Source organism: Bacillus sp. WC2507 (genome assembly GCF_052656125.1).
This window is the reverse complement of sequence record NZ_JBQXPN010000001.1, coordinates 1,911,675-1,936,719: the sequence shown is the minus strand read 5'-3', so window position 1 is coordinate 1,936,719 and position 25,045 is coordinate 1,911,675. Positions and strand designations below refer to the sequence as shown.

The following is a 25,045-nucleotide window of genomic DNA, read 5'->3' as shown; positions in this document are numbered from 1 at the left end:
TACCTTTTATTTTTCCTCATTAAAAAAAGGTTGCCAAGCGGCAACCTTTTCTTCTTACATTACATAAATTCAGCAACAAGTTCATCAAACATTTTCTGATCCATATTTAAATCAGATTGCACTAAAGGCTTCTCACTATAGCCTTTTACAAGTTCTTGGTATGAAGGTTGTGCTGTATTTTGATAAATTAAACCTGTTACTAATCCGTTATTTTCCATTAATGTTTGCATAGCCATCATGCGATTAGATGGATCATATCCCTCTACTGTACTTAGTTTTGTTAAATTCTCTTTAAACCAATCATAAGTATTTACTTTATTGTAAGTAACACATGGGCTGAACACGTTAATTAATGAAAATCCTTTATGGTTAATACCAGCTTCAATAATTTGTGTTAATTCTTTTAAATCACTTGAAAAGCTTTGCGCCACAAATGTTGCACCAGCTGTTAAAGCCATTTCCATAACATTTAGTGACGGTTCAATTGAACCTTGTGGTGTACTTTTCGTTTTAAATCCAGCTTCACTACGTGGTGAAGTTTGCCCTTTTGTTAATCCATAGATTTGGTTATCCATTACGATGTACGTAATGTCGATGTTACGACGAATAGAATGGATTGTATGTCCCATACCAATCGCAAATCCATCACCGTCACCACCTGATGCGATAACTGTTAAATCACGATTTGCCATTTTCACACCTTGTGCAATCGGAAGGGCACGTCCGTGAATACTATGCACACCATATGAATTAATATACCCTGAAATACGACCTGAACAGCCGATACCAGAAATAACAGCAAGTTCATCTGGATTTAAGCCAACGTTAGCTGCCGCACGTTGAATTGCAGCTTGCACCGAGAAGTCTCCGCAACCTGGGCACCAGTTTGGTTTTACACTGTTACGAAAGTCCTTAAATGTTGCCATTTAATACAACCCCTTTTTTGCATTCGTTGTAAATCTCTTTTGGCAAGAATGGGTTTCCATCATATTTTAAAAGACTAGAAATTTTCTCACCGTTACCAAGATTCATTTTCATAATGTTAGCAAGCTGACCTGTTGCATTGTTTTCTACCACTACAACACGCTTCGCATTTTTCACAAGTGGATCGATTTCAGCTGTTGGGAACGGGTGAATTAAACGCACATGAGCATGGTTTACTTTCATACCCTCTTGTTCTAAGCGCTCCATTGCTTCTTCGATCGCACCACGAGTTGAGTTAAATCCAACAAGCAATACGTCTGCTTCTTCATGCTTAACATTTTTATAAACAGGGGTATTAAACTTCAAGTTCTCCATTTTACGGAAACGTTTGTCCATTTGATCTTTACGGTTTATTGCTGATTCAGATGGTTTACCAGTTTCATCATGTTCTACACCTGTAACATGGTGAACACCATTTTTCATACCAGGTAAAACACGTGGTGAAACGCCATCTTCAGTTACTTCATAACGCTTGAAATATGCTTTATTTTCACGTTCTGGTAATTCCGCCTCTAAATCAAGCTTACCGCGACGAATTTCCACTTTATCTAACGTAAGCGGTTCTACCGTTTGTTTCCCTAAAGAAAGCTGTAAATCTGTTAAGAAAATAACAGGAACTTGATATTCTTCAGCAAGGTTAAATGCTTCTACAATATCATAGAAAGCTTCTTCAACTGTACTTGGTGCCATTACGATTTTTGGAATCTCACCATGCGTACCGTAAATCATCGCCATTAAATCAGACTGCTCTTGTTTCGTTGGTAATCCTGTACTTGGACCACCACGTTGTGTATCAACAATTACTAATGGTGTTTCTGTAATACCCGCTAAACCAATCGCTTCCATCATTAAAGATAGACCTGGACCAGCAGATGCAGTTAATGTACGAACACCAGCATAGTTTGCACCGATTGCCATTGTACAAGCTGCGATTTCATCCTCAGTTTGGATTACTGTCCCGCCAACTTTTGGCAATTTTTTAATTAAGTATTCCATAATTTCAGATGCAGGTGTAATTGGATATGCAGACATAAAGCGAGCACCACCAGCTACCGCACCAAATGCGATTGCATCGTTTCCAATCATAAACATGCGTTTCTTACCATCAGCTTTTTCAAGCTGCATCATGTTCACTTTCTCACCTAGCAATTCTTTCATATATTGAGAGCCACGTTTAATTGCATCCATATTCTTTTGAACGACTTGCTCTCCTTTACGACCAAAGATCTCTTCAACAACATCTAAATAAGCTGTCTCGTCTAGCCCTAATACCGCACTTGATGCCCCAACAGCAACCATGTTTTTCATTAATGATGTACCTAATTCTGAAGCAATATCTGTAAACGGTATCACATATAGATTTACATCTGTATTGTCAGGTATTGTTGGATTAAATTTCGCATCCGCAACTACAATTCCACCTGGACGTAGTTCGTGGAAGTTAAAATCAATTGTTTCTTGATCAAAAGCAATTAAAATATCTAAATCATCTGAGATCGCGCGTACTTCTGTTGTACTTACACGAATTTTATTATTTGTATGGCCGCCTTTAATACGTGATGAGAAGTGGCGGTAACCGTATAGGTAATATCCTAATCGGTTTAATGCAATACAGAAGATTTCTCCTGTACTTTCAATTCCTTCACCTTGTTGGCCTCCAACTTTCCATGAAAGTTGACTAATCATCTCCTACACCCCTTTTGGCTGCATTCATTGTAGTGTATTTTTTTACAGTAATAGTTTAGCATTTTTTATACAAATAAACTACAACGGACGCAAATTATGCCTCTTCTGATTTCCCTGAATCTTTAGTATAAAACTATTTTGTTTTTCATTCTAGTATTAGGTCTTAAAAAAAGCAATAATATCAAATGAATTAATTCTGATTTTTTTGTATTTTCAAAACAAAAATCTTAAAAGCTTATATGTTCAACAAAATTATCATATAAAAATCGCTCTACAGTAGATGCAGCATAGTGTTTACAAAGCTCATTCATTACATTTTCATACTCTCTATACGCTGATACATTTACAACTGTTTCTAATATCCCATCAAAATCGGAACCAAATCCTATATTGTTCTCTCCACCTAATGAACAAATATATTCGATATGTCTTACTATATCTGCTATATGCGCTTGTTTTTCACTTGTTAGAAACTGTGGTACGAAAGTGACACCGATCATGCTATTTCGCTTTATAAGAGCTCTAAGTTGTTCATCGTTTAAATTACGTGGGTGCTGACAAAGTTTCGTACAATTTGAGTGGGAGGCAATAGGATTTTTGGCAATTTCTATAACATCCCAAAAACTTCTTTCATTCAGATGAGACACATCGGTCCATACATGCAGCGTATTAAGTTCTTGTACAACATGTTTACCAAATGTCGTTAAACCCGCCCCACGTGTCTCCAGCGCACCATCAGCTAATAAATTGGCATAATTCCATGTCAGTCCAAAAGAACGTACTCCTAGGCGATAAAACAACCGTAATTTCATTGCATCTTTTCCAATTGCTTCGCATCCTTCTAATGTTAATATCGCTCCAATCTCGTCCTGTTTTAACATGCTAATATCATTTTTTGTCTGAATAAACTTCACACCCGGTAGTGATAAAATTTCATTATAAAAAATATCTGCCATTTGTAATGCCGCTTCAAATCGTTTTTCATATAGCACCGTTTCTGGCACATATATAGCAAAACATTGTATACTTCCTTTTCTTCTCTTTAACTGTTCAAATGTAATATGTAATTGCGAATCGTTTTTAAAATTCTTTTCCCCCTGTGCACTCCATAACTGAAAGAGTACATCACAATGAGCATCAAAAATTTTCATTTCCATTCCTCCATTATAAAAACAACCTGTTTGCATACTGCAAACAGGTTGTTTAAACTTAACGAGGTTCTACAATTAATTTTATTGCTGTACGCTCTTCCCCATCAATCATAATATCTGTAAACGCTGGGATACAAATTAGGTCCAAACCACTAGGCGCTACAAATCCTCTTGCAATTGCTACTGCCTTTACCGCTTGGTTCAATGCACCTGCACCAATGGCTTGAATTTCTGCTGTTCCGCGTTCGCGAATAACACCTGCAAGTGCACCAGCTACAGAATTAGGGACCGACGTTGCTTTAACTTTTAATATTTCCATTCCGCGTTTCCTCCTCGTTTCTATAAAAAGTATTAGCAATTATTTCACTTTAACTTATATTCACGAGGAATGACGCGTATTCCTGCTAAATTTCCGTAATTTTTCTAAAAAATTAAAAAATAATAAATTATCTAAATTTTATCCAGGAATTACTCAAAAAATGGTTGATCATCATTAATTAAGATACGCTGAATTTTCTTAGCTTTCCCTGTATTAGGATCCACATCAATTAGCACTGCACTTAATTGTGTTCTACCACTTGTCACTTCAAATCGTACTGGTAAGTTTGTTAAAAACTTCTTCAATACCGCTTCTCGATCCATACCTAAAATCCCATCGTACGGTCCTGTCATACCAACATCCGTGATATATGCCGTTCCGCTTGGTAAAATACGATTATCTGCTGTAGGAACATGTGTATGCGTACCTACTACCGCTGTAGCACGACCATCTACATACCAACCTAACGCTTGTTTTTCACTTGTAGTTTCCGCATGGAAATCAATAAAGATAATATTCGTACGTTTTTTTGCAATGTTAATTAATTCATCCACTTTACGGAATGGGCAATCAATCGGAGGAAGGAATGTACGTCCTTGTAAGTTAATGACTGCAACTTCTGTTCCATTACAGTTCACAAAGATAAGTCCTTTTCCTGGAGTTCCTTCTGGGAAGTTAGCTGGTCTTGCAAGATATTTTGCGTCATCAATAAATTCAAATACTTCACGGTTATCCCACGCGTGGTTTCCAAGTGTAACCGCTTGTGCCCCGCATTCTAAAAAGTTTCGATATATTTTTTCCGTAATTCCACGTCCACCTGCTGCATTTTCTCCATTAATAATGGTTACTGTAGGTGTATATTTTTTCTTTAATGCCGGTACGTATTGTTGAATCATACCTCTACCAGGAGATCCTACTACATCCCCAACAAATAATATTCTCATATGTCTTACCCTTCCTATGTACTACATTTTTTATTACTATAGCTTCAAGTGATTTCCTTACAATATATTTATTATAAGTTTGTTGCACTTGTATACTAATTCCCTTTATTTTAACCAATTCCAACACAAAAAAATAAAGTGGTGTTTCACCACTTTATTTTGCGTATTCCACTGCACGTGTCTCACGAATAACAGTTACTTTAATATGTCCTGGGTAATCCAGTTCATTTTCAATACGTTTTCGAATATCACGAGCTAAACGATGAGCTTCTAAATCATCAATTGTATCTGGTTTTACCAGAATACGAACTTCTCGTCCTGCTTGAATTGCGAAAGATTTTTCTACGCCTTCATAAGACTCTGAAATCTCTTCTAACTTTTCAAGACGACGAATATAGTTCTCAAGTGTTTCACTACGAGCTCCAGGTCTTGCAGCTGATAATGCATCTGCTGCTGCAACTAAAACTGCAATGATAGAAGTTGGTTCTGTGTCCCCATGGTGAGATGCAATACTGTTTATAACTACAGGATGCTCTTTATATTTCGTTGCGAGTTCAACACCAATTTCAACGTGGCTACCTTCTACTTCATGGTCAATCGCTTTACCGATATCATGTAATAGACCAGCACGTCTTGCTAGCTTTTCATCCTCACCAAGCTCTGCTGCCATAAGTCCAGTTAAATACGCAACTTCCATAGAGTGTTTTAAGACGTTTTGTCCGTAACTTGTACGGTATTTTAAACGACCTAAAATCTTAATTAAATCTGGATGTAATCCGTGAACACCCACTTCAAACGTTGTTTGCTCTCCGACTTCGCGAATATACTCGTCCACTTCACGTCTTGATTTTTCGACCATCTCTTCAATACGCGCTGGGTGAATACGTCCGTCCTGTACTAGTTTATCAAGAGCGATACGAGCTGTTTCACGACGAATTGGGTCGAATCCAGAAAGGATAACCGCTTCTGGTGTATCATCGATAATAAGGTCAATACCTGTTAACGTTTCTAACGTACGAATATTTCGACCTTCACGTCCGATAATACGTCCCTTCATTTCGTCATTTGGAAGATTTACAACCGAAACGGTTGTTTCAGCAACATGATCAGCTGCACATCTTTGCATTGCAAGAGATAAGATTTCTTTTGCTTTCTTATCCGCTTCTTCTTTCGCACGAACTTCACTTTCTTTTACCATTACGGCAATTTCATGAGAAACTTCACTTTCTACTTTACCAAGAATAATTGCTTTCGCTTGTTCGCGTGTCAGATTGGAAATGCGCTCTAATTCTGTTTGTTGCTTTTGAACTAACTCTCCCACTTTGCTTTCCAACTCTTCAATCTGTTGTTGTCTCGCTACAAGAGAATCCTCTTTCTTTTCTAACTGTAGCTCGCGTTTATCGAGCGTTTCGTCTTTACGATCAAGGTTCTCTTCTTTTTGCATTAAACGATTTTCTTGTTTTTGTAATTCGCTTCTACGGTCACGAATTTCTAATTCAGCTTCTGTACGAAGTGTATGAATTTCATCCTTTGCTTCTAAAAGCGCTTCTTTCTTAAGTGCTTCAGCCTCACGATTCGCTTCGTCTATAATACGTTTCGCTTCATTAGCTGCACCATTAATCTTCGCTTCGGCAATAGACTTTCGAACAAAAAAGCCAACAACTGCACCGACTGTTGCAAGCAAAATGGAGATGAGTATCCAAACTGTAGTACTACTCATGATTTCACCTCCCCTTGCTATGAATGAAAAAAGACTGTCGGCATGTACATTGAATACCAACATACAGCAAAGACCGTCGTCCCACTTTTTTAAGGGACTTTCTTCATTTCACAATTAAAATGTCATATTATTATTTCGGCAAGATTTAAGTCTTACTCCGAATATTACTTCTCTTCTTGAGAAGAGTGTTTCGTATATAAGAAAAAATATACATTCTCATTGTATCTATCGCAATTTTCATTGTCAAGCGTTGTCTACTTTTACTTTCTTTACCTTCAGCCCTAATTCATATATGAATTTAAAAAGAAGACAGCATATTATCCTGGAAAACCTTAGTAAATTCCAGTTTATGCATACAAAACATGCATATATCCCTCTTTATACATAGCCTTTTAGGCAGATTAAATATTTTATCTCCAACGATATACAACGCTTTCATAATGATTAAAAAATAAAAGACACGGAACCGTGTCTTTTATTTTTTAATCTTGAAGATTTGAATCTTCCGTGTCTTCAGCACCAGAGTCTTCACCAATTCCGTGATGATCACGAACAAAGAAGGCAATTTCCTCTCTTAAATCCGTATTCTCTTTTAAGAATTGCTTCGAATTTTCACGACCTTGTCCTAAACGCTCTTCATTATAAGAGTACCAAGCACCACTCTTTTGAACGATATCAAGTTCAGAAGCCATATCTAAGATTTCACCTTCTCTTGAAATACCTTCTCCGTACATAATATCAACTTCAGCAACACGGAATGGTGGTGCTACTTTATTTTTAACTACTTTTACTTTCGTTTTATTACCAACGATGTCGTTACCTTGCTTTAATTGCTCCGCACGACGTACTTCAAGACGAACTGTTGAATAGAATTTCAACGCACGACCACCTGGAGTTGTTTCTGGCACTATCTATAGATTTTCCATCTCTATAGTCCGGACTATCTCTTCATCTCTTTACAGAGAGCCTTGCACTTCCAGCAGTAGCCTATCATCTGCCGTACCCTACTCAGTTAACTAAAAGTCCTTTTCGGTAGTCTCTACACCTTCCCCATATCACTATGGAGCTTGGCACGGTATTACCCTAAATAATGGTGGGCTTCACCGTTAGCAACTATATGAATAGTTACACCCTTAGGCAATAAGGTTCACAAGGTTTTTTAACATGCTATCACTAGCAAGGGAAACCCATGGTAAACTCCTTAATCTTTACGATTAAGCAACTTGTAGTTGATTTCCGAACATAACCCCAACTTTTTCGCGAATTTGGTTAATAAAGATTGCGATTGTTTTTGATTTATTGATTGCACCTGACAGCTTACGAAGTGCTTGAGACATTAAACGAGCTTGTAGACCTACGTGTGAGTCACCCATGTCTCCTTCAATCTCAGCTTTCGGTACAAGAGCTGCTACAGAGTCAATTACGATAATATCAACCGCGCCACTTCGTACAAGTGCTTCTGCGATTTCTAGTCCTTGCTCCCCTGTATCAGGTTGTGATAATAGTAATTCATCTATGTTAACGCCTAATTTTTGTGCATATACAGGATCCATTGCATGCTCCGCATCAATAAACGCTGCTTGTCCACCTTGACGCTGTACTTCAGCGATTGCGTGTAATGAAACTGTTGTTTTACCTGAACTTTCTGGTCCATAAATTTCGATAATACGGCCACGTGGGTATCCGCCTACCCCTAGTGCCACATCAAGTGCTAAAGAACCACTTGAAATTGTAGAAATTCTACGCTCCGCTTGTTCTCCTAATTTCATAATTGAACCTTTACCGAATTGCTTCTCTATTTGTTTTAACGCCATATCTAACGCCGCTTGACGATCACTCATTCAAAATTCCTCCTTAACTGAATTGCTAATCTTATTATACCTATTTTCAATTCAATTTGCCAACAAAAATCGAACATTTATTCGATTTTTTTATTTTCCAATTAATAAAACTGCATTTAAGCATTAAAAAAAGCTAGAAGAGACTCACATCTCTTCTAGCTTTTTATACAAATGATAAAATCCATATTTCGCCGAACGTTCCCTAATTTGTTGACGACTTCCACTTAAATGAAGAGGAAAGACTACAGTTGACTCATCCTTAATCGCCAATCCAACAAATACTGTTCCCGGCTCTTTATGTTCTGAAGCATCTGGTCCTGCTACCCCAGTGAAACTAATTCCGATATCCGCTTTTAATAAGCCCTTAACATTTTCAGCAAGATAACGAGCACATTCTTTACTAACTGCACCATCAGTAGACAATACTTCCTCAGGTACATGTAAAACATGTTGCTTCACATCATTATGATAACAAATGACACCGCCTTTAAATACTGAAGACACACCAGCACTTTCTGTTACTTGATTGCCGAAGAGACCACCGGTTAAACTTTCTGCACACGCTAAAGTTAATCCTTTTTTCTTCAATAACTCTATCGCCTTATCATGCAGAAACTCTTGATCATACCCGTAGAAAAATTCTCCTACTCTTTCTAAAATCAAATCTTCCATATGCTGAATGAGTTTCGCCGCTTCATCAGCATTTTGATGTTTGGCAGTTAAACGTAGTGTCACTTCTCCATCATTCGCAAGGGGCGCGATTGTCGGGTTCGTTTGTCCATCAATTAAATCTTGAACTTTCACCTCTAATTGAGATTCCCCAATCCCGAAGAAGCGAAGCACACGAGAATAAATGTTTTCTCCTGTTGTAAAATTACGTAAAAAAGGCTCTACATAACTTATATACATCGGCTTCATCTCTTTCGGTGGTCCTGGTAATAAAATATAAACTTTCCCGTTCTTATTTAACCCCATACCAGGTGCCATGCCGTGATCATTCGCAAATACAGTTGCTCCATTCAAAACGAGCGCCTGCTTTTTATTATTCTCTGTGAACTCGCGACCTGTACGCTTAAAGTAATCGCTTATCGAGGCTAATGCCTTTTCATCATACACAAGCTCTTCACCCAAACTAGAAGATATCGTTTCTTTCGTCAAATCATCTTTTGTCGGGCCTAATCCACCTGTAAAAATAAGCATGTCAGCACGTTCTTCCGCAACTTCAATCGCCTGCTGTAATCGCTTGTTATTATCTCCAACTACAGTATGGTAGTACACATTAATTCCAATTGAAGCTAACTTTTCGGATAAAAACTGGGCATTTGTATTTGCAATTTGTCCAAGTAATAATTCAGTTCCAACCGCAATAATTTCAGCATTCATCCCAATTCCCCCATAAACTTCTATTTTGAGTTTACAAAAGCAGCTCTATTTTTCCAGAAATAATCCCACCCTGAAATAACAGTAAAGATTAATGCAATCCATATAAAGATATCAGCCACCGGAATATGGATTAAATTTAAAGGTACATCGTGTAATAAATATGCTGCAATCGCGATAATTTGTGTCCATGTCTTAATTTTCCCTAGCTGATTTGCCGCAACTACTTCCCCTGTTCCAGCAAGTACAAGGCGTAAACCTGTTACTGCAAACTCTCGACTTATAATTATAATAACAATCCAAGCAGGTACGTATTGCATCTCAACTAATGTAATAAGTGCTGCCGAAACAAGTAATTTATCCGCTAACGGGTCAAGAAATTTCCCTAAATTCGTTACAAGATTATACTTTCTTGCGTAATGTCCATCAATCCAATCTGTAGCCGAAGCAACAATAAAGATAAGTGCTCCTACTAAATGTTGAATTGGCAAATCAACATCACCAATTGTGTATGAACCCCAATCAAAGGGTGCTAACATAATTACCATAAAAATTGGAATTAAGAAGATTCTAGATATTGTAATTTTGTTTGGTAAATTCACAGCTATTCCTCCATCATATCAAAAACATTTGTTCATTGAAAAAAGTCATCGAAGCGATGACTGTTATTGTGCAGGTTGCTCTATCCCTTGGTTTTTTATCACCAATCTTTGGTGAAGTTCTTTTTCTGGATCCAATGGGTAAGCGACCACTTGGCCATTCAGTTTAACTTCAACATTCGTTGCATTTCCAATATTAAGTCGCACTTCTTTTACTGTTGATACATTATGTTTTTCTATTTGGCCCTCTTGTACTGTAGTGTTTAGAATCACATTCCCAGCATCATCTTTAACATCTACATAACTCGCACCTTTACCCGATATTTCCAGTTCTAATGTTTTATTATTATGAATTTCCAAAGTAGATACTTTACCAGTTGTTCCAACTACTTTCACTTCTTGTTGTCCAGTTGGCTGTTCCTCTTTCTTTGGTTCTTCTTTCTTAGGCTCTTCTTTTTTTGGTTCCTCTTTTTTCGGCTCTTCTGCTTTCACTTCATCTTTCTTCGTATCTAGCGGAGAGTTTTCTGCTTTTTTAACTTCAATTTTCTCACTTTGAGCATTCGGAACTTTCTCATCACCTTTTCCAGTTAACGCTTGGAAAACAAACCAAATTACCACTCCAAATGCAATTACTAATAGCGCAACTAAAACTTTCGGCATATGATCTGCAATTGGCCATGATGAAGTTTTTTGCATTGTTTCTTGTGTTTTTTGTCCAGTTGATACTTGTGGAACATCGCGTTTTTCAGATTGTGGTATCGTACTCTGATATTCTACAAGCAGTTCCTCTCCATTTAACCCAACCGCCTCTGCGTATTGTTTAATGAATGCACGCGCATAAAAAGCTCCTGGCAATACATCATAATTGCCTTCCTCAATCGCTACTAAATGGCGTTTTTGAATTTTTGTACTCTCATGCAGCTGATCAATAGACAAGCCTTTCGTTCCTCTTGCTTCTTTCAGCTTTTGTCCTAATTCCGTCACTACTAACACCTCAATATTTCTTTAAAAGTCAAACATAGAGAAATTATTTTGCGTACCTTGCTCAATTTCATCTACTAAATTATATTGAATTTCTTCATCATAATCGTTACGCAACTCGATAATATAATCAAAATCATCCAATGTATATTCTGACTGACTCACAAATACGTCAGGATGTTCCACAACTTTCGTTGCAGGTAATCTCATAATTTCACGAACAAGCTGCCAATGCCTTTCGTTAGCACGCTTTGTTGACACGATTCCATCTAAGATGAAAATATTGTCGTCGCTATACTCATCTTCAATCAATTGACTACGAACAGTTTGCTTAATAAGAGTAGATGATACAAATAGCCATCTTTTATTTGCACAAACACTTGCGGCAACAATGGATTCTGTTTTTCCGACACGAGGCATTCCTCGTATCCCGATTAGTTTATGGCCTTCTTTTTTCATAATTTCAGCCATAAAATCTACAAGTAACCCTAATTCATCACGTACAAAACGAAATGTCTTTTTATCATCTGCATCTCGTTGTATGTACCTACCATGTCTAACTGCTAGCTTATCTCTTAGCTTTGGCGGACGATATTTCGTTACCGTTATGTTATCCATCGTATTTAAAATTGATTCAAGTCTAGAGATTTGCTCTTGATTATCACACATAAGGAGTAATCCACGTCGTGCATTATCTACACCATTAATTGTGACAATATTAATGCCGAGCATACCGATTAACGAAGAAACGTCACCAAGCAAGCCAGGTCGGTTTTTATGTATTTCATATTCAAAATACCATTCAATCATCCAAGATCACTCCCCTTGCTTACTTTACACCTACGTACTATATTATATGATTTCACCTTAATAGGGAAGCTAAATGTATAATCTATCCCGCGTTATTATTATACAAAAAAAATAGAGAGGAGATTCTCCTCTCTATTTTTTTACTTATGTTGTACAAACTTCACCATTAAGTTTGCAATTGTATGTTGCTCTTGTTCATCAGCAACTTTCCATAGCTCAGACAATAATTTCTCTTGATCGTTTCGCGCTTCTACTTCATTTGCTAAATAATCACCAACACGGAATGCCATATCTGATACAGCACCACCATCAAGACCTTTTCCTGATGCTTGTTCTAAACGTTCTCCTAAAAAGCTCTTCCATTGATCAAAATTATCTAAAACTGACATGTGTAAGCACCTCACTACTTAGTAATAGAATCATGCTTAATTTGTGCAGTTTTTCATTTTTTATGTAAGAATTTTTTAGCAATGCCAACCGCCATTCACTCCGATAATTTGTCCAGTTATGTAAGATGCTCCTGGTGATACGAGGAATGACACTGTTTTCGCTACCTCTTCTGGTAATCCTAATCGCCCTAGCGGAATCTCTTCAGCAATTTCATTCTTATCCTCTTCTGAAAATACATGTAACATTTCCGTTTCAATTGCACCTGGTGCCACCGCGTTAACCCTTAATCCACTTAATGAAACTTCTTTTGCTAAAGCTTTCACATATGAATTTTGTGCACCTTTTACCATCGAGTAAAGTACTTCACATGATGCGCCAATTTGTCCCCATATAGACGAAATAAGTACAATATTACCGCTTCTCCGCTGAATCATAGATGGCAGCGCCATTGATAATAGTTTATAGATGCTCTTCACTTGAAGTTCTACCATATAATTCAATTCATCGTTCGTTACATCTGTTACTAGTCCAAAGATACTCTTCCCAGCTGCATATACGATAACATCAAGAGGATGTTCAATTTGTCCCCACAATTGCTCTGCCCCATCACTAGAAGCCAAATTCGCTTGAACAGGAATCACTTCACCCCATTCTTTCTGCAACTCATTCACTTTCTCTTCACTGTTATTATAATGAACATATACTGTATATCCATCTTGAATTAATTGTTTTGAAATAGCAGAGCCAATCCCTCCGCTTCCTCCAGTTACTAATGCATACTTTTTCATATAATTCCTCTCTTATCCCATCAAAATCTTTATCCTACAAATAAATAATACCCTCATCTTACAATTTATCAATGATAAGATGAGGGTATTATTATGAAACCTTTTATTTTTTCGGTAAAACTTGACAAACACTCATTTTCTCTTCTGATAGTAATAATTTAGCTACTTCTTGTAAATCTTGAACAGTTAGACTTTCTAATACAGTCAATGCCTCAAACAGACTCGATTCATTAAACGCATATCGTGTAAATTGATTTGCAATATATTCCGGTGAATTCAGGGAGCGTAAAAAGCCACCTATTTTCTTTTTCTTTACTCGTTCTAATGCCGCCTCATCTAATTGATCATAATTTGTGTTTAATAAAATACCTTTCAAACGCTCTTCCAGCTCATCAGGTTTCTTTGTATCACCGCCAACCATTGCAAAACCGAAGTTATTCTCTTCCGTATAATCATACGAGAACGAATCATCAATAAGTCCTTCATTATATAAAGATTCGTAATGAACGGAGCTTTTCCCAAATAAATAATCTAAAAGTAACGTAAGCGCAATTTCTTGTTTTAAAAGGGCTTTCCCTTTTTCTTTTAAATTTGTGGCTTTAATACCAACTAAACATTTCGGTGTTTGTACAGGCATTGAAATAATTTTCTTCTTTTCATTTACCTCATTTGGTTCTTCCTCAAACGAACGTACAATTTCTGGCTGGTTTTTATAATCTTTTTTCGCTTGATTTTCACGTACTAAATCCATTGTTTTCTCTGGATCAATTGCCCCCACAACAAATAATAACATATTGCTCGGGTGATAAAATGTTTCATAACATTCATATAATAGGTCTTTCGTAATTTTACTAATAGACTCAATTGTCCCTGCAATGTCAATTTTAATTGGGTGCTTTACAAACAAGCTATCAATTAACCCAAAGTATAAGCGCCAATCTGGATTATCTTGATACATTTGAATTTCTTGCCCAATAATCCCCTTCTCTTTTTCAACTGTTTTTTCAGAGAAGTAAGGCTCTTGTACGAAGTTTAACAGTGTATTTAAATTTTGTTCTACATTTGATGTACACGAAAACAGGTAAGCTGTTCTTGTGAAAGATGTGAAAGCATTTGCCGATGCCCCTTGTTTACTAAACAATTGGAAAGCATCGTGATCTTCTTTTTCAAATAATTTATGCTCAAGAAAATGAGCAATTCCATCAGGCACACGAATCATTTCTTCTTTATCTAGTGGTACGAATGTATTATCCATAGAACCATATTTTGTCGTAAACGTTGCAAATGTTTTATTAAATCCTTGCTTCGGTAAAATATATACATCTAATCCATTAGGAAGTTTTTCATAATAGAGTGTCTCTTTTAATTGCTCATAAACAATTTTCTCCATTTATTCTCCCTCCGTTCCATGTAAAAAGTAAATTGTATCTAATTCAATATTTTTAGCAACTTTCACAATCTCTTCTTTCGTCACACTTTCAATACCTGTAAGCCATTCTTCAACAGGACGCGTACGGTCTGAAATAATACCATGATACAGCATTTCCACAAACCCGCGCGGCGTATCAATCGCCTCTAATATTTGATTTTGAATAACACTTTTTGTTTGATGCATCTCTTCTTCAGAAAAATCACCATTTTGCATCGCCAACATTTGTTCTTTAATAATCTCAACTGCTTTTTCATAATTTTTCGCTTCGATTCCTGACATGACAAACAATAAGCCTTTATGACTTTCAAAGCGGGATGCTGCATAGTACGCTAAACTATTTTTTTCGCGAACATTAACGAATAACTTTGAATGAGAAAATCCTCCAAACAATCCATTGAACAATTGCAGTGCAAAATAATCTTCGTCTTTATACGTAATAAACGTACGATAACCGATGTGTAATTTACTTTGTTTTAATTCTTGTTTTTCAACAACTTCTTTTTCTTCATTATTTCTCTTATGAAGAAGTACATTTCGCTCTCTCACAGGACGTGCTGAAATAGAAAAATACTTACTTACAAGATCAACTGCATTTTCTGAAATATCACCAATAATGTATAGATCCATTTCGTCTTCCGCTAACACTTTTTGATAATATTGATACAAACTTTCATTTGTAATAGATGCAACACTCTCTTTTTTTCCATTTGCACTTAATCGATACGGTTCTACTTTGCACATTTCTTCAATTAAACGCTCGTTTGCATAGCGCATTTTATCATCATACGTAGCTTCAATTCGTTGCAAGAGCGCTCTCTTTTCACTTTCTACGATAGAAGGTAAAAAACTGTTCCCCTCTGTTGCTGGATGTAAAACGATATCCGATAACATAGAAAGCGCTTTTTCAAATAACGGTGGTGCATCATGTAAATATACTTCATTTGCAATGTCTACATAAATAGAGATGATATGGTCTTCTCCCTTTTTACTTACATCTACTGCCAAAGAAGATCCGTATAATTCTTCTAAATATTGACGAAGACGAATTACAGAAGGAAGCTTTTCTGTCGCACTTTGCAATACGTATGGCAATAGGGCACGCTCTGTCACCGTCTCCTCATTTAAAGGTGCTTTCAAACGAAATACAAAAGTATTTGTTTTATATTTATCAGTTGGAATAATATGTACTCGTAAACCACCTAACTCATGTAACTGTTGTTCCATCATTTTCATTTATAGCCCTCCTTTACGTATATAGGAATATTCCTCTTCAATATACAGTTTTTAGAAATGAAAAATCAACTTTTCTTCCTCACTATACTTACATTCGACTCTTTCTAAAAACTGTAATATGTAAGGAACATAGTAAAATTCCGTATTACATATATTCTATGTAAAAAAGCCCGCACTAATGTGCGAGCTTTTTTATACTTATCGTTTTCCTTTTTCATAAGGAGTTCCTAATGCTTTCGGAGCTTCAGAACGACCTACAAAACCAACAAGCGCTAATATTGTGAATACATATGGTAATATCGTTAATAAAACACTTGGGATTTGATCTAATACAGGAATTGTTCCACCTGTTACACTAAGAGATTGCGCAAAACCAAAGAATAGAGCTGCACCTAGTGCGCCTAGTGGATTCCACTTTCCAAAAATCATAGCAGCTAAAGCTAAGAAACCTTGTCCTGTAATCGTTGCCCCTGAGAAGTTATTAGAAATTGACATTGCAAAAATCGCTCCACCAATTCCAGCAAACACTCCTGATATACAGACTCCAATATAGCGCATTTTATATACGTTAATCCCCATCGTATCCGCTGCCATTGGGTGTTCACCAACAGCACGTAGACGAAGACCAAACGGTGTTTTATAAATAACATACCAAACAACGAATGCTAAAATAATGGCAATATACGACGTTATTGGTACGTTCGAGAAAAATATTTTCCCTAAAACTGGAATATCCGAAAGACCTGGAATATCAATCTTTTCAATACGATACTGAATAAAGTCAGTCTGTCCTTTATCAAAAATCTTCTTAATTGCAAATACTGTTAAACCAAGAGATAAAAAGTTAATTGCTACACCACTTACAACTTGATCCGCTCGGAATGTAATAGAGGCTACCGCATGAAGTAATGCAAATAATCCACTACCAATTGCCGCAAATAATAACGCAATCCATGGAGTCATCGTTCCCCAAGTATCACCCATTAATAAATTTGTAACTACTCCAATAAATGCACCAAATAGCATTAGTCCTTCCAATCCGATATTTACAACACCCGATCGTTCACTAAATACACCACCTAATGCTGTGAAAATTATAGGTGCTGATGTATATAACGTACCCGTCACAAGAATGGCTAATATATCTAAAAAGCTCATTTATTTCCCCTCCTTGCTCATGCGTGTAAGCGCCCATCTTAACACATAACTACATGCAACAAAGAAGATGATACATGCAATAATTACATTAATAAGCTCTGATGGTACATCTGCCTCAAAGTTCATTTGAGGGGAAGCACTTTTCAAACCACCAAATAATAAAGCTGAAAGGATTATACCAAACGGATTATTCCCTCCAAGTAATGCTACAGCAATCCCGTCAAATCCTACTCCTGTAAACGAAGACATCGCTGTCATACTCTGGAATGTTCCTAATCCTTCCATCGCTCCACCAATCCCCGCAAATGCACCAGCAATTGTCATGGAGAATACTACATTACGAGAAACTTTCATACCTGCATATTGAGAAGCATGCTGATTAAATCCTACCGACTTTAATTCGTAACCTAAAGTTGTTCTATCTAATAAGAACCACATTAAAATAGCGATTAAAATTGCTACAATAATTCCCCAGTGTAGACGTGAACCATCAGTAATAGAAGCAAGCCAGTCTGAAGATAGTGACGCACTCTCTTTAATATCATACGTTTTGTCATTACCCGCATGTAAGAAACGCTTAATAATGTCATATGTTACATACAACGCGATATAGTTCATCATAATGGTTACAATAACTTCATTCACTTGAAACTTCCCTTTTAAATATCCCGGAATGAAGCCCCAAATTCCGCCTACCAATGCTGCGAATAAAATAGATAATGGAATATGAAGGAAAGCTGGTAGTGAGACTGCATAACCGAACCAAACCGCCGCAAGCCAACCAACTAACAATTGACCCTCTACCCCGATATTAAATAAACCTGTACGAAATGCAAACGCCACCGATAAACCAGCAAGAATAAGCGGTATCATTGTACGAAGCGTTTCACCAATCGCACTTGCGCTACCGAACATACCTGTCCAAAGTGCACTATAACCAACAATTGGGTCATAGCCACTAACTAGCATTACAATTGCTCCTACAAGTAAGCCGAAAATAACGGATAGTACTGGGACTAAAATATTTATCGTTCGCTCTGTTAAAAGTTTTTTAGCCATTGGTACCCACCTGCTCCTTCTTTGTTCCTCCAGCCATTAACAATCCAAGCTGTTGTTCATTCGTTTCTTTCGCATCAACTATTGCTACAATTTTCCCTTCATAAATAACAGCAATTCGATCGCTAACATTTAAGATTTCATCTAACTCTAGTGATAAAAGTAATACACCTTTTCCTTTATCCCTTTGCTCTATTAATCTCTTATGAATAAATTCAATTGCTCCTACATCTAAACCACGTGTTGGCTGTGCCGCGATTAATAAATCTGGATCACGGTCTACTTCACGTGCAATAATTGCTTTTTGTTGATTCCCCCCAGATAGAGCGCGTGCTAACGTTTGCTCACTAGGTGTACGTACATCAAACTGTTCAATAAGAGCCTTTGCTTTTTCTGTAATTTTGCTGAAATTTAAAATCCCTTTCTTTGAAAACGGATTTTTATAGTACGTTTGCAGAACTATATTATCTCTAACAGAAAAATCAAGAACGAGTCCGTGTTTATGACGATCTTCTGGGATATGACCAATTCCCTCTTCTGTTATTCTTCTAACAGGCCAATTTGTTATTTCTTTTCCTCTAATTGCAATAGAACCTGACTCAACTTTTCGTAAACCAGTAATTGCTTCTATTAATTCACTTTGTCCGTTTCCATCAATTCCTGCAATCCCAACAATTTCCCCCGCACGAACAGTTAAGTCAAGGCCTTTTACAGCAGGTAGTTGACGTGCATCGTGAACAACAAGGTTTGCAATTGAAAGTACCTCTTCTTTTGGCTTCGCGTCTATTTTTTCTGTTTTAAAATTCACTTGACGTCCGACCATTAATTCTGCAAGTTTATTTTCATCCGTATTTGCAACGTCAACCGTTCCAATCCCTTTTCCTTTACGAATAATCGTACAACGATCGCAAACTTCCATAATTTCTTTCAACTTATGTGTAATAAGAACAATAGATTTTCCTTCTTGCACAAGCTTTTTCATAATTTGAATTAGCTCATGAATTTCTTGTGGTGTTAACACAGCTGTCGGTTCATCAAATATTAAAATTTCTGCACCGCGGTAAAGTGTTTTCAAAATCTCAACACGCTGTTGCATACCAACTGAAATATCCTGTATTTTCGCATATGGATCTACAGCTAAGCCGTATTGTTCAGACAGTTTTTGAATTTCTTTCGCAGCTTCCTCAACAGCAATTTTCCCTTTTTTCTTCGGTTCATTTCCGAGAATAATATTCTCTGTAACTGTAAAATTATGAACAAGCATAAAGTGCTGATGAACCATTCCAATACCAAGGTCATTTGCCACATTCGGATTGGTAATGTTTACAGACTTTCCTTTAATTTTAATTTCACCTTGTTCTGGTTGGTACAAACCAAATAGTACATTCATCAATGTGGATTTCCCTGCACCATTTTCTCCAAGTAAAGCATGTATCTCACCCTGCTTTACTTGCAGCGTAATATCATCATTCGCTACAATGCCTGGGAATACTTTCGTAATATTATTCATTTCAATTACGTATTCCATTGTGTTCCTCCTTTTAACAGGGAACATTCCCCTATTACACTATTAACTTATTAAACAATTCGGAAGTTTTATACATACAAAGGTTAGTTCTATGAACTAACCTTTGCTATTTCTCTATTTATTTTTTTAGAGAAGCTTCATATTCTTTATACTCTTTATCTGTAGCCGGTACTTTAATTTCACCGTCTGTAATTTTCTTTTCAAATTCTTCTACTTTTGTTAAAATTTCAGGGTTAACTTTTTTCACGTTATCAGTTGTTTTTGAAATACCAATACCGTCATCTTTTAAGCCAAACGCTTCAATTTTTCCACCTTTTAACTTTCCATCTTTTGCTTCTTTAGCTACTTTTTCTACAGCTACATCAACACGTTTTATCATTGAAGTTAATGTTACATTTTCAGGCATACCTTCTTGATGTTGGTCACGGTCAACACCGATTACCCAAACATTTTCACCTTTTTTCTTACGGTTTTTCGCTTCAGTGAACACACCGTTACCTGTACCACCAGCAGCATGATAAATTACATCTACACCTTGACCGTACATTGCTGAAGCAAGAACTGTACCTTTTTCAGGTTTATCAAATGCTTCTGCATATTCAGATACGATTTCAATGTTTGGATTTACTGCCTTTGCACCAGCTTTAAATCCATTTTCAAATTTACTAATTAAATCACTCTTCATTCCACCAACAAATCCTACTTTATTCGATTTTGTTGACATAGCTGCTACCGCACCTACAAGGAATGATCCTTCATGATCTTTAAATGTAATGCTTGTTACGTTCGGTGCATCTACAACCGTATCAACAATTGCGAATTGCTGTTTTGGAGATTCTTTTGCTACTTCTTTAATTGCACCTTCTAATTTATAACCAATTCCGAAAGATAAATCATACTTATCTTTTGAAAATTTCTTTAAGTTTGGAATATAATCTGCTTCTTTTTCAGACTGTAGGTAACGATAATTTGTCTTTTCTTTTAATCCATTATCTTTACCAAACTTTTTTAATCCTTCCCAAGAAGATTGGTTGAATGATTTGTCATCAACGCCCCCAACATCTGTAACCATACCAACCTTAAACTCTTTATCCCCTTTTTTGTCACTACTCGCTTTATCCGAGTTACCACATGCACCTAAAACCGCACTTGCTGCTAATGTTAATGATAATAAAAGACCTGTTTTTTTCTTCATACTAGAAACCCCTCCTGAAATGATTTGTCTATTTTTTTATACGCTGCTGTCCCTAACTTCTTGCTGTCACCTCCCTAAAAAGGAACTTACCTACATACGTTTTCTTAGTACGTGGAAGCTAAACTTATCAGCTCTAAAGTAATTGATAGAATATAAGATTGGCTCATCATTTTGATCATAGTGCATTTGTTTCAATACTAGCAGTGCTGTTTCTGGCTCACATTCTAAAATCGGTGAGATTTTCGGATGATAGCCAATTGGCTCGATATGAGCAACCGCATATGTTATGCGCTTATGCGTGTTATTATGTATCACCGTTAGTAACGATTCTTCATTGTATCCCGATAAATCCGGCAATATTTCTTTTGCAAGTTTATCGATACAATATACAACAGGTTCCCCATCTGCTGTACGTACACGCTCAATCATCACTGCATTAAAACCATCTTCACTATTAAACTTCTCTTTTTCTTCTTCTGTTAAACTTGTTGTAGATGATGATAAAAAGATAGTTCCTGGTGTTTTCCCCACACTAGAAATCATATCTGTAATACTAGAAAGTTGTTCAATCCCTGACGAAAATAACGGCTTGGCATTTACAAATGTTCCTACACCATGTCTACGAATGACAACATTTTCTTCTTCTAAAATACGCAGCGCTTCCCTTAAAGTCGCTCTACTTACGCCAAGTTCTTTCGCTAAATCAAACTCTGATGGTAGCTTCTGTCTTTCTTTGTAAGCTCCATCTTTAATTTTTTCTTTGATGTGATCAATCACCCGTAAATATAGGTGACGACTATCGGATTTTACTGACATAAGACTCCCCCGCATTTCAATTATTCGACCTCTGATGTAAGACTTCTTTTCTCTTTTTTCAACTTACAACATAATAAAATCACTAAATACTAAAAATAAGCATAATTGTCGAATAAATATTAATAATTTTTTAAGATTAAATTTTCACTCTTTACTGCATAAAAAAAACTTTGCACCATAAACATTCCTCATTTCGAGAAAAAGTTCGGCACAAAGATCTCTTACATCCTTTGTTACACACTTTTCCCCTCATAGTCCAGCAATTCATGGTTGCCAGGTAGAAACTTATGGACCTTATCTCCAAGATTATATGAGGCAGTGATTCTTTTCGAAGTAATCTTACCACTTGCTCCCATACGTGTCAACAAAATTTAACATTTTTCTACATTAAATATCGAACGTTCACAAAAAACCACACCAAAGTATTCGTATTCTAAAGAATCACTTTAAATGTAAGCCCTTTCTTTATCGCTGAATATAGTATATAACAAAACCAGTATATAAAAAAGCCTAATTGTAAAAACAATTAGGCTTTTTTTATGAACTTTTTTCTTGCACATCATTAATGAGCACTTCTCGTGGTTTACTACCTTCATACGGACCTACTACACCATTCATTTCCATTGCATCAATTAAACGGGCAGCTCGCGTATAACCAACTCTAAACCTACGTTGCAACATAGAAACAGATGCTGTTTGCATTTCTACTACGAGCTGAACTGCTTCATCATATAGTTCATCTTCTACTTCCTGCTTCGTATCAGGAACGTCTTGCGGAATCATATCTTCTTGATATTGCGCTTTTTGCTGACCAATAACATATTCTACAACTCTCTCAACTTCATCATCTGATAAAAATGCACCTTGTACACGTACAGGCTTGGATGCACCAATTGGTATAAACAGCATATCTCCTCGACCTAGTAGTTTCTCTGCACCACCACCGTCAAGAATTGTACGAGAATCTGTTTGAGAAGATACCGCAAATGCAATACGTGATGGGATATTCGCTTTAATAACTCCCGTAATAACATCAACTGATGGACGCTGCGTTGCAATAATTAAATGAATACCAGCCGCACGGGCCATTTGTGCTAAGCGCATAATTGCATCCTCTACATCCGATGAAGCAACCATCATTAAATCTGCTAACTCGTCCACAATTACTACAATATAAGGTAATTCCGGTTGTTTCGCTTCCGATTGACTATTATGTTCTTTAATATGATCATTGTATCCTTCAATATTACGCGTGCCACTATGAGCAAATAACTCATAACGACGTTCCATTTCACTCACGACTTTTTTCAAAGCTTGTGATGCTTTTTTTGGATCAGTTACAACTGGTGTTAATAAGTGAGGCACACCGTTATATACATTTAACTCTACCATTTTCGGATCAATCATCATTAATTTTACTTCATGTGGTTTTGCACGCATTAAAATACTAACAATAATACCGTTAATACATACACTTTTCCCGCTACCTGTCGCACCAGCTACTAGTAAATGGGGCATTTTATTTAAACGGGCTAATACAGCTTCACCTGTAATATCTCGTCCAAGACCAATTAACAACTTCTCTTCCGGATGATTATTAGCCTTAGAATCAAGAACCTCTCTAAGCGTTACCATAGAAACTTCTGAGTTCGGAACTTCAATCCCTACAGCTGATTTCCCGGGAATAGGTGCTTCAATACGAATGTCTTTCGCAGCTAAAGCAAGTGCTAAATCATCACTTAAACCGACGATTTTGCTTACCTTTACTCCCATATCAGGATACACTTCATATTTTGTAACTGCAGGACCTCTATGTACTTTTGTTACTTTCGCTTTCACTCCAAAGCTTTGGAATGTACGTTCTAATTTACGAGCATTCTCATAAATTTCTGCATTTTCATTTGTAACTTGCTTATTCTTAGGAAATTTTAATATATCAATTGCAGGAAGCTTGTAATCTTTATTTTCTACATTTGAAAATTGCATTGGCGGGGCACTTGTTTCCGCCTCTAAAGATTCTACAATCTTTTCTCCACGCTTTTTCTTAGATTCTTCAACAGGCGGAGCCTCTTCAATAGACGGTGAAGTTATCAACTCTGCTTCCTGTTCTTCACGAATTCGTTTATCCTCTTCTTCATTTACTGGATAATTCTCAGTGAAATTCGAAATTATTGGAGGATCAATTGAGATTTCTTCCATCGGCTCAATAATTTCTTCTTGTTCTGCAGCACGTTTGCTCCTTGTGCTTCTTGTTGTTTTTTTCTTTTCTGTTTGTTCAGCCGTCCTTTTGGATCTCCAATCTTTATAATCCCCTTGCATTACTTCAAGTTGACTTCTAAGAATTCTTCCTACAGGGGCAAGCACTTCCCCAATATGCTTATTTGTTATACAAAGTATGCCGAGAATCACTAAAATAATGCCAATAATATAAGCACCTACTTCATCAAATAAGAAGTAACATGTCGCGAACATAAGCGCCCCAAACATACCACCGCCTAAATGAACACTATCTGGACCCTTTTTCATTTCAAGAAAGAAGTTATCTTTCGTACTCACAATAACAGACGTATTTTGCACTGCTCCATCTTTCGTAAGAAGGTTAAATAATGTAATATGACTAAACATTAATATCGCCAATACTATTAAATAAAAACCGATTAACCGTTTATTTAAAAGGTTCGGCCATCCACGTTTGATAACGAACGAAACCGATAAAGCTATTACACCTAACACACCAATTATGTACCACTCACCAAAGAAGAAGCGAAAAAATAACACAAACGATTTCCCTACAACGCCTAGCTGTAAAATCGTAATGATTGAAAGTGCAAAAAGAGTTAAACCGACGATTTCATAATACAAAGTTGGCTTTATCGTGCGTCTTGCTTTTGCCTTCGTCCCTCTTTGCTTTTGTTTTGCCATTTCTTCACCCCGTGTTCTACATATAAGTAGGACTTCCTAAAAAAAACTATACTTATATGTCTGTTTTCTCTATTTTTTCAGGTCTTATCTCTTCTATTTTTACACTTCTTGT

20 protein-coding genes, 2 pseudogenes and 1 riboswitch are annotated in these 25,045 nt (G+C 36.6%); all 22 genes and pseudogenes read right to left on the bottom strand.

Translation table 11 applies throughout. From position 1 onward, the window contains the following. Positions 1-59 precede the first annotated feature (59 nt). Positions 60-926 (bottom strand): 2-oxoacid:ferredoxin oxidoreductase subunit beta, encoded by an 867-nt coding sequence (locus ACUN28_RS10395; protein ID WP_000190154.1) that lies wholly within the window; start codon positions 924-926, stop codon positions 60-62. Next, entirely contained in the window at positions 913-2,670 is a 1,758-nt protein-coding gene (locus tag ACUN28_RS10390) for a 2-oxoacid:acceptor oxidoreductase subunit alpha (RefSeq protein ID WP_000625413.1), read from the bottom strand. The genes ACUN28_RS10395 and ACUN28_RS10390 overlap by 14 nt, the downstream gene beginning before the upstream one ends. Positions 2,671-2,897: 227 nt before the next feature. Then, entirely contained in the window at positions 2,898-3,821 is a 924-nt protein-coding gene (locus tag ACUN28_RS10385) for a dipeptidase (RefSeq protein ID WP_016086645.1), read from the bottom strand. Between the two features lie 58 nt (positions 3,822-3,879). Further along, positions 3,880-4,140, bottom strand: a complete 261-nt coding sequence (gene spoVS / locus ACUN28_RS10380; protein ID WP_000404341.1) for a stage V sporulation protein SpoVS — start codon at positions 4,138-4,140, stop codon at positions 3,880-3,882. A gap of 149 nt (positions 4,141-4,289) precedes the next feature. Further along, on the bottom strand, positions 4,290-5,084 hold the full coding sequence (locus ACUN28_RS10375) for a TIGR00282 family metallophosphoesterase (protein WP_016086644.1): 795 nt from the start codon (positions 5,082-5,084) through the stop codon (positions 4,290-4,292). Positions 5,085-5,238: 154 nt separating this feature from the next. Next, positions 5,239-6,804, bottom strand: a complete 1,566-nt coding sequence (gene rny / locus ACUN28_RS10370) for a ribonuclease Y (RefSeq protein ID WP_016086643.1) — start codon at positions 6,802-6,804, stop codon at positions 5,239-5,241. Positions 6,805-7,286: 482 nt separating this feature from the next. Next, positions 7,287-7,709: pseudogene (locus tag ACUN28_RS10365) on the bottom strand (recombinase RecA); the annotation flags it as partial. Between the two features lie 327 nt (positions 7,710-8,036). Then, positions 8,037-8,645 (bottom strand): annotated as a pseudogene (recA, locus tag ACUN28_RS10360) (recombinase RecA); the annotation flags it as partial. A gap of 144 nt (positions 8,646-8,789) precedes the next feature. Then, complete coding sequence (gene cinA / locus ACUN28_RS10355) at positions 8,790-10,028, bottom strand: competence/damage-inducible protein CinA (protein WP_016086642.1); 1,239 nt, start codon at positions 10,026-10,028, stop codon at positions 8,790-8,792. A 20-nt stretch (positions 10,029-10,048) separates the two neighbouring features. Further along, positions 10,049-10,627 (bottom strand): CDP-diacylglycerol--glycerol-3-phosphate 3-phosphatidyltransferase, encoded by a 579-nt coding sequence (pgsA, locus tag ACUN28_RS10350; protein WP_001052973.1) that lies wholly within the window; start codon positions 10,625-10,627, stop codon positions 10,049-10,051. Positions 10,628-10,690: 63 nt separating this feature from the next. After that, a complete protein-coding gene (locus ACUN28_RS10345; RefSeq protein WP_016086641.1) occupies positions 10,691-11,608 on the bottom strand; it encodes a helix-turn-helix domain-containing protein in 918 nt (305 codons plus the stop codon). Between the two features lie 21 nt (positions 11,609-11,629). Next, positions 11,630-12,415 (bottom strand): DUF3388 domain-containing protein, encoded by a 786-nt coding sequence (locus ACUN28_RS10340; protein ID WP_000574107.1) that lies wholly within the window; start codon positions 12,413-12,415, stop codon positions 11,630-11,632. A 140-nt stretch (positions 12,416-12,555) separates the two neighbouring features. Further along, positions 12,556-12,804, bottom strand: a complete 249-nt coding sequence (locus tag ACUN28_RS10335) for a DUF3243 domain-containing protein (protein ID WP_000114455.1) — start codon at positions 12,802-12,804, stop codon at positions 12,556-12,558. A gap of 75 nt (positions 12,805-12,879) precedes the next feature. Continuing rightward, complete coding sequence (ymfI, locus tag ACUN28_RS10330; protein WP_016086640.1) at positions 12,880-13,593, bottom strand: elongation factor P 5-aminopentanone reductase; 714 nt, start codon at positions 13,591-13,593, stop codon at positions 12,880-12,882. Positions 13,594-13,696: 103 nt separating this feature from the next. Beyond that, complete coding sequence (gene yfmH / locus ACUN28_RS10325) at positions 13,697-14,983, bottom strand: EF-P 5-aminopentanol modification-associated protein YfmH (RefSeq protein ID WP_016086639.1); 1,287 nt, start codon at positions 14,981-14,983, stop codon at positions 13,697-13,699. Then, positions 14,984-16,258 carry an EF-P 5-aminopentanol modification-associated protein YfmF gene (gene yfmF / locus ACUN28_RS10320; protein ID WP_016086638.1) on the bottom strand — a complete coding sequence of 425 codons (1,275 nt, stop codon included), beginning with the start codon at positions 16,256-16,258 and terminating at the stop codon, positions 14,984-14,986. 198 nt (positions 16,259-16,456) lie between these two features. Then, positions 16,457-17,416 carry an ABC transporter permease gene (locus ACUN28_RS10315; protein ID WP_000008857.1) on the bottom strand — a complete coding sequence of 320 codons (960 nt, stop codon included), beginning with the start codon at positions 17,414-17,416 and terminating at the stop codon, positions 16,457-16,459. Beyond that, positions 17,417-18,475, bottom strand: coding sequence for an ABC transporter permease (locus tag ACUN28_RS10310; RefSeq protein ID WP_001085254.1), 1,059 nt, complete (start codon positions 18,473-18,475; stop codon positions 17,417-17,419). It abuts the gene before it with no gap. Continuing rightward, entirely contained in the window at positions 18,468-20,000 is a 1,533-nt protein-coding gene (locus ACUN28_RS10305; RefSeq protein ID WP_000456926.1) for an ABC transporter ATP-binding protein, read from the bottom strand. The genes ACUN28_RS10310 and ACUN28_RS10305 overlap by 8 nt, the downstream gene beginning before the upstream one ends. Before the next feature lie 118 nt (positions 20,001-20,118). Further along, the gene (locus ACUN28_RS10300) at positions 20,119-21,195 is read right to left on the bottom strand and encodes a BMP family lipoprotein (RefSeq protein ID WP_000730596.1); all 1,077 of its coding nucleotides are present in this window, start codon (positions 21,193-21,195) and stop codon (positions 20,119-20,121) included. 90 nt (positions 21,196-21,285) lie between these two features. Continuing rightward, the gene (locus ACUN28_RS10295; protein WP_000114176.1) at positions 21,286-22,011 is read right to left on the bottom strand and encodes a GntR family transcriptional regulator; all 726 of its coding nucleotides are present in this window, start codon (positions 22,009-22,011) and stop codon (positions 21,286-21,288) included. A 232-nt stretch (positions 22,012-22,243) separates the two neighbouring features. Continuing rightward, positions 22,244-22,345, bottom strand: a riboswitch (purine riboswitch). A gap of 203 nt (positions 22,346-22,548) precedes the next feature. After that, positions 22,549-24,933 carry a DNA translocase FtsK gene (locus tag ACUN28_RS10290; protein ID WP_016086637.1) on the bottom strand — a complete coding sequence of 795 codons (2,385 nt, stop codon included), beginning with the start codon at positions 24,931-24,933 and terminating at the stop codon, positions 22,549-22,551. Between the last annotated feature and the right edge of the window lie 112 nt (positions 24,934-25,045).

Coding starts and splice junctions, on each gene's coding strand:
- ACUN28_RS10390 (WP_000625413.1), bottom strand. CDS start 2,670: ATGATTAGTCAACTTTCATGGAAAGTTGGAGGCCAACAAGGTGAAGGA.
- yfmF (WP_016086638.1), bottom strand. CDS start 16,258: ATGAAAATGATGGAACAACAGTTACATGAGTTAGGTGGTTTACGAGTA.
- ACUN28_RS10300 (WP_000730596.1), bottom strand. CDS start 21,195: ATGAAGAAAAAAACAGGTCTTTTATTATCATTAACATTAGCAGCAAGT.
- ymfI (WP_016086640.1), bottom strand. CDS start 13,593: ATGAAAAAGTATGCATTAGTAACTGGAGGAAGCGGAGGGATTGGCTCT.
- ACUN28_RS10385 (WP_016086645.1), bottom strand. CDS start 3,821: ATGAAAATTTTTGATGCTCATTGTGATGTACTCTTTCAGTTATGGAGT.
- yfmH (WP_016086639.1), bottom strand. CDS start 14,983: ATGGAGAAAATTGTTTATGAGCAATTAAAAGAGACACTCTATTATGAA.
- ACUN28_RS10395 (WP_000190154.1), bottom strand. CDS start 926: ATGGCAACATTTAAGGACTTTCGTAACAGTGTAAAACCAAACTGGTGC.
- rny (WP_016086643.1), bottom strand. CDS start 6,804: ATGAGTAGTACTACAGTTTGGATACTCATCTCCATTTTGCTTGCAACA.
- cinA (WP_016086642.1), bottom strand. CDS start 10,028: ATGAATGCTGAAATTATTGCGGTTGGAACTGAATTATTACTTGGACAA.
- ACUN28_RS10290 (WP_016086637.1), bottom strand. CDS start 24,933: ATGGCAAAACAAAAGCAAAGAGGGACGAAGGCAAAAGCAAGACGCACG.
- ACUN28_RS10335 (WP_000114455.1), bottom strand. CDS start 12,804: ATGTCAGTTTTAGATAATTTTGATCAATGGAAGAGCTTTTTAGGAGAA.
- ACUN28_RS10340 (WP_000574107.1), bottom strand. CDS start 12,415: ATGATTGAATGGTATTTTGAATATGAAATACATAAAAACCGACCTGGC.
- ACUN28_RS10315 (WP_000008857.1), bottom strand. CDS start 17,416: ATGAGCTTTTTAGATATATTAGCCATTCTTGTGACGGGTACGTTATAT.
- ACUN28_RS10295 (WP_000114176.1), bottom strand. CDS start 22,011: ATGTCAGTAAAATCCGATAGTCGTCACCTATATTTACGGGTGATTGAT.
- ACUN28_RS10305 (WP_000456926.1), bottom strand. CDS start 20,000: ATGGAATACGTAATTGAAATGAATAATATTACGAAAGTATTCCCAGGC.
- ACUN28_RS10310 (WP_001085254.1), bottom strand. CDS start 18,475: ATGGCTAAAAAACTTTTAACAGAGCGAACGATAAATATTTTAGTCCCA.
- ACUN28_RS10375 (WP_016086644.1), bottom strand. CDS start 5,084: ATGAGAATATTATTTGTTGGGGATGTAGTAGGATCTCCTGGTAGAGGT.
- spoVS (WP_000404341.1), bottom strand. CDS start 4,140: ATGGAAATATTAAAAGTTAAAGCAACGTCGGTCCCTAATTCTGTAGCT.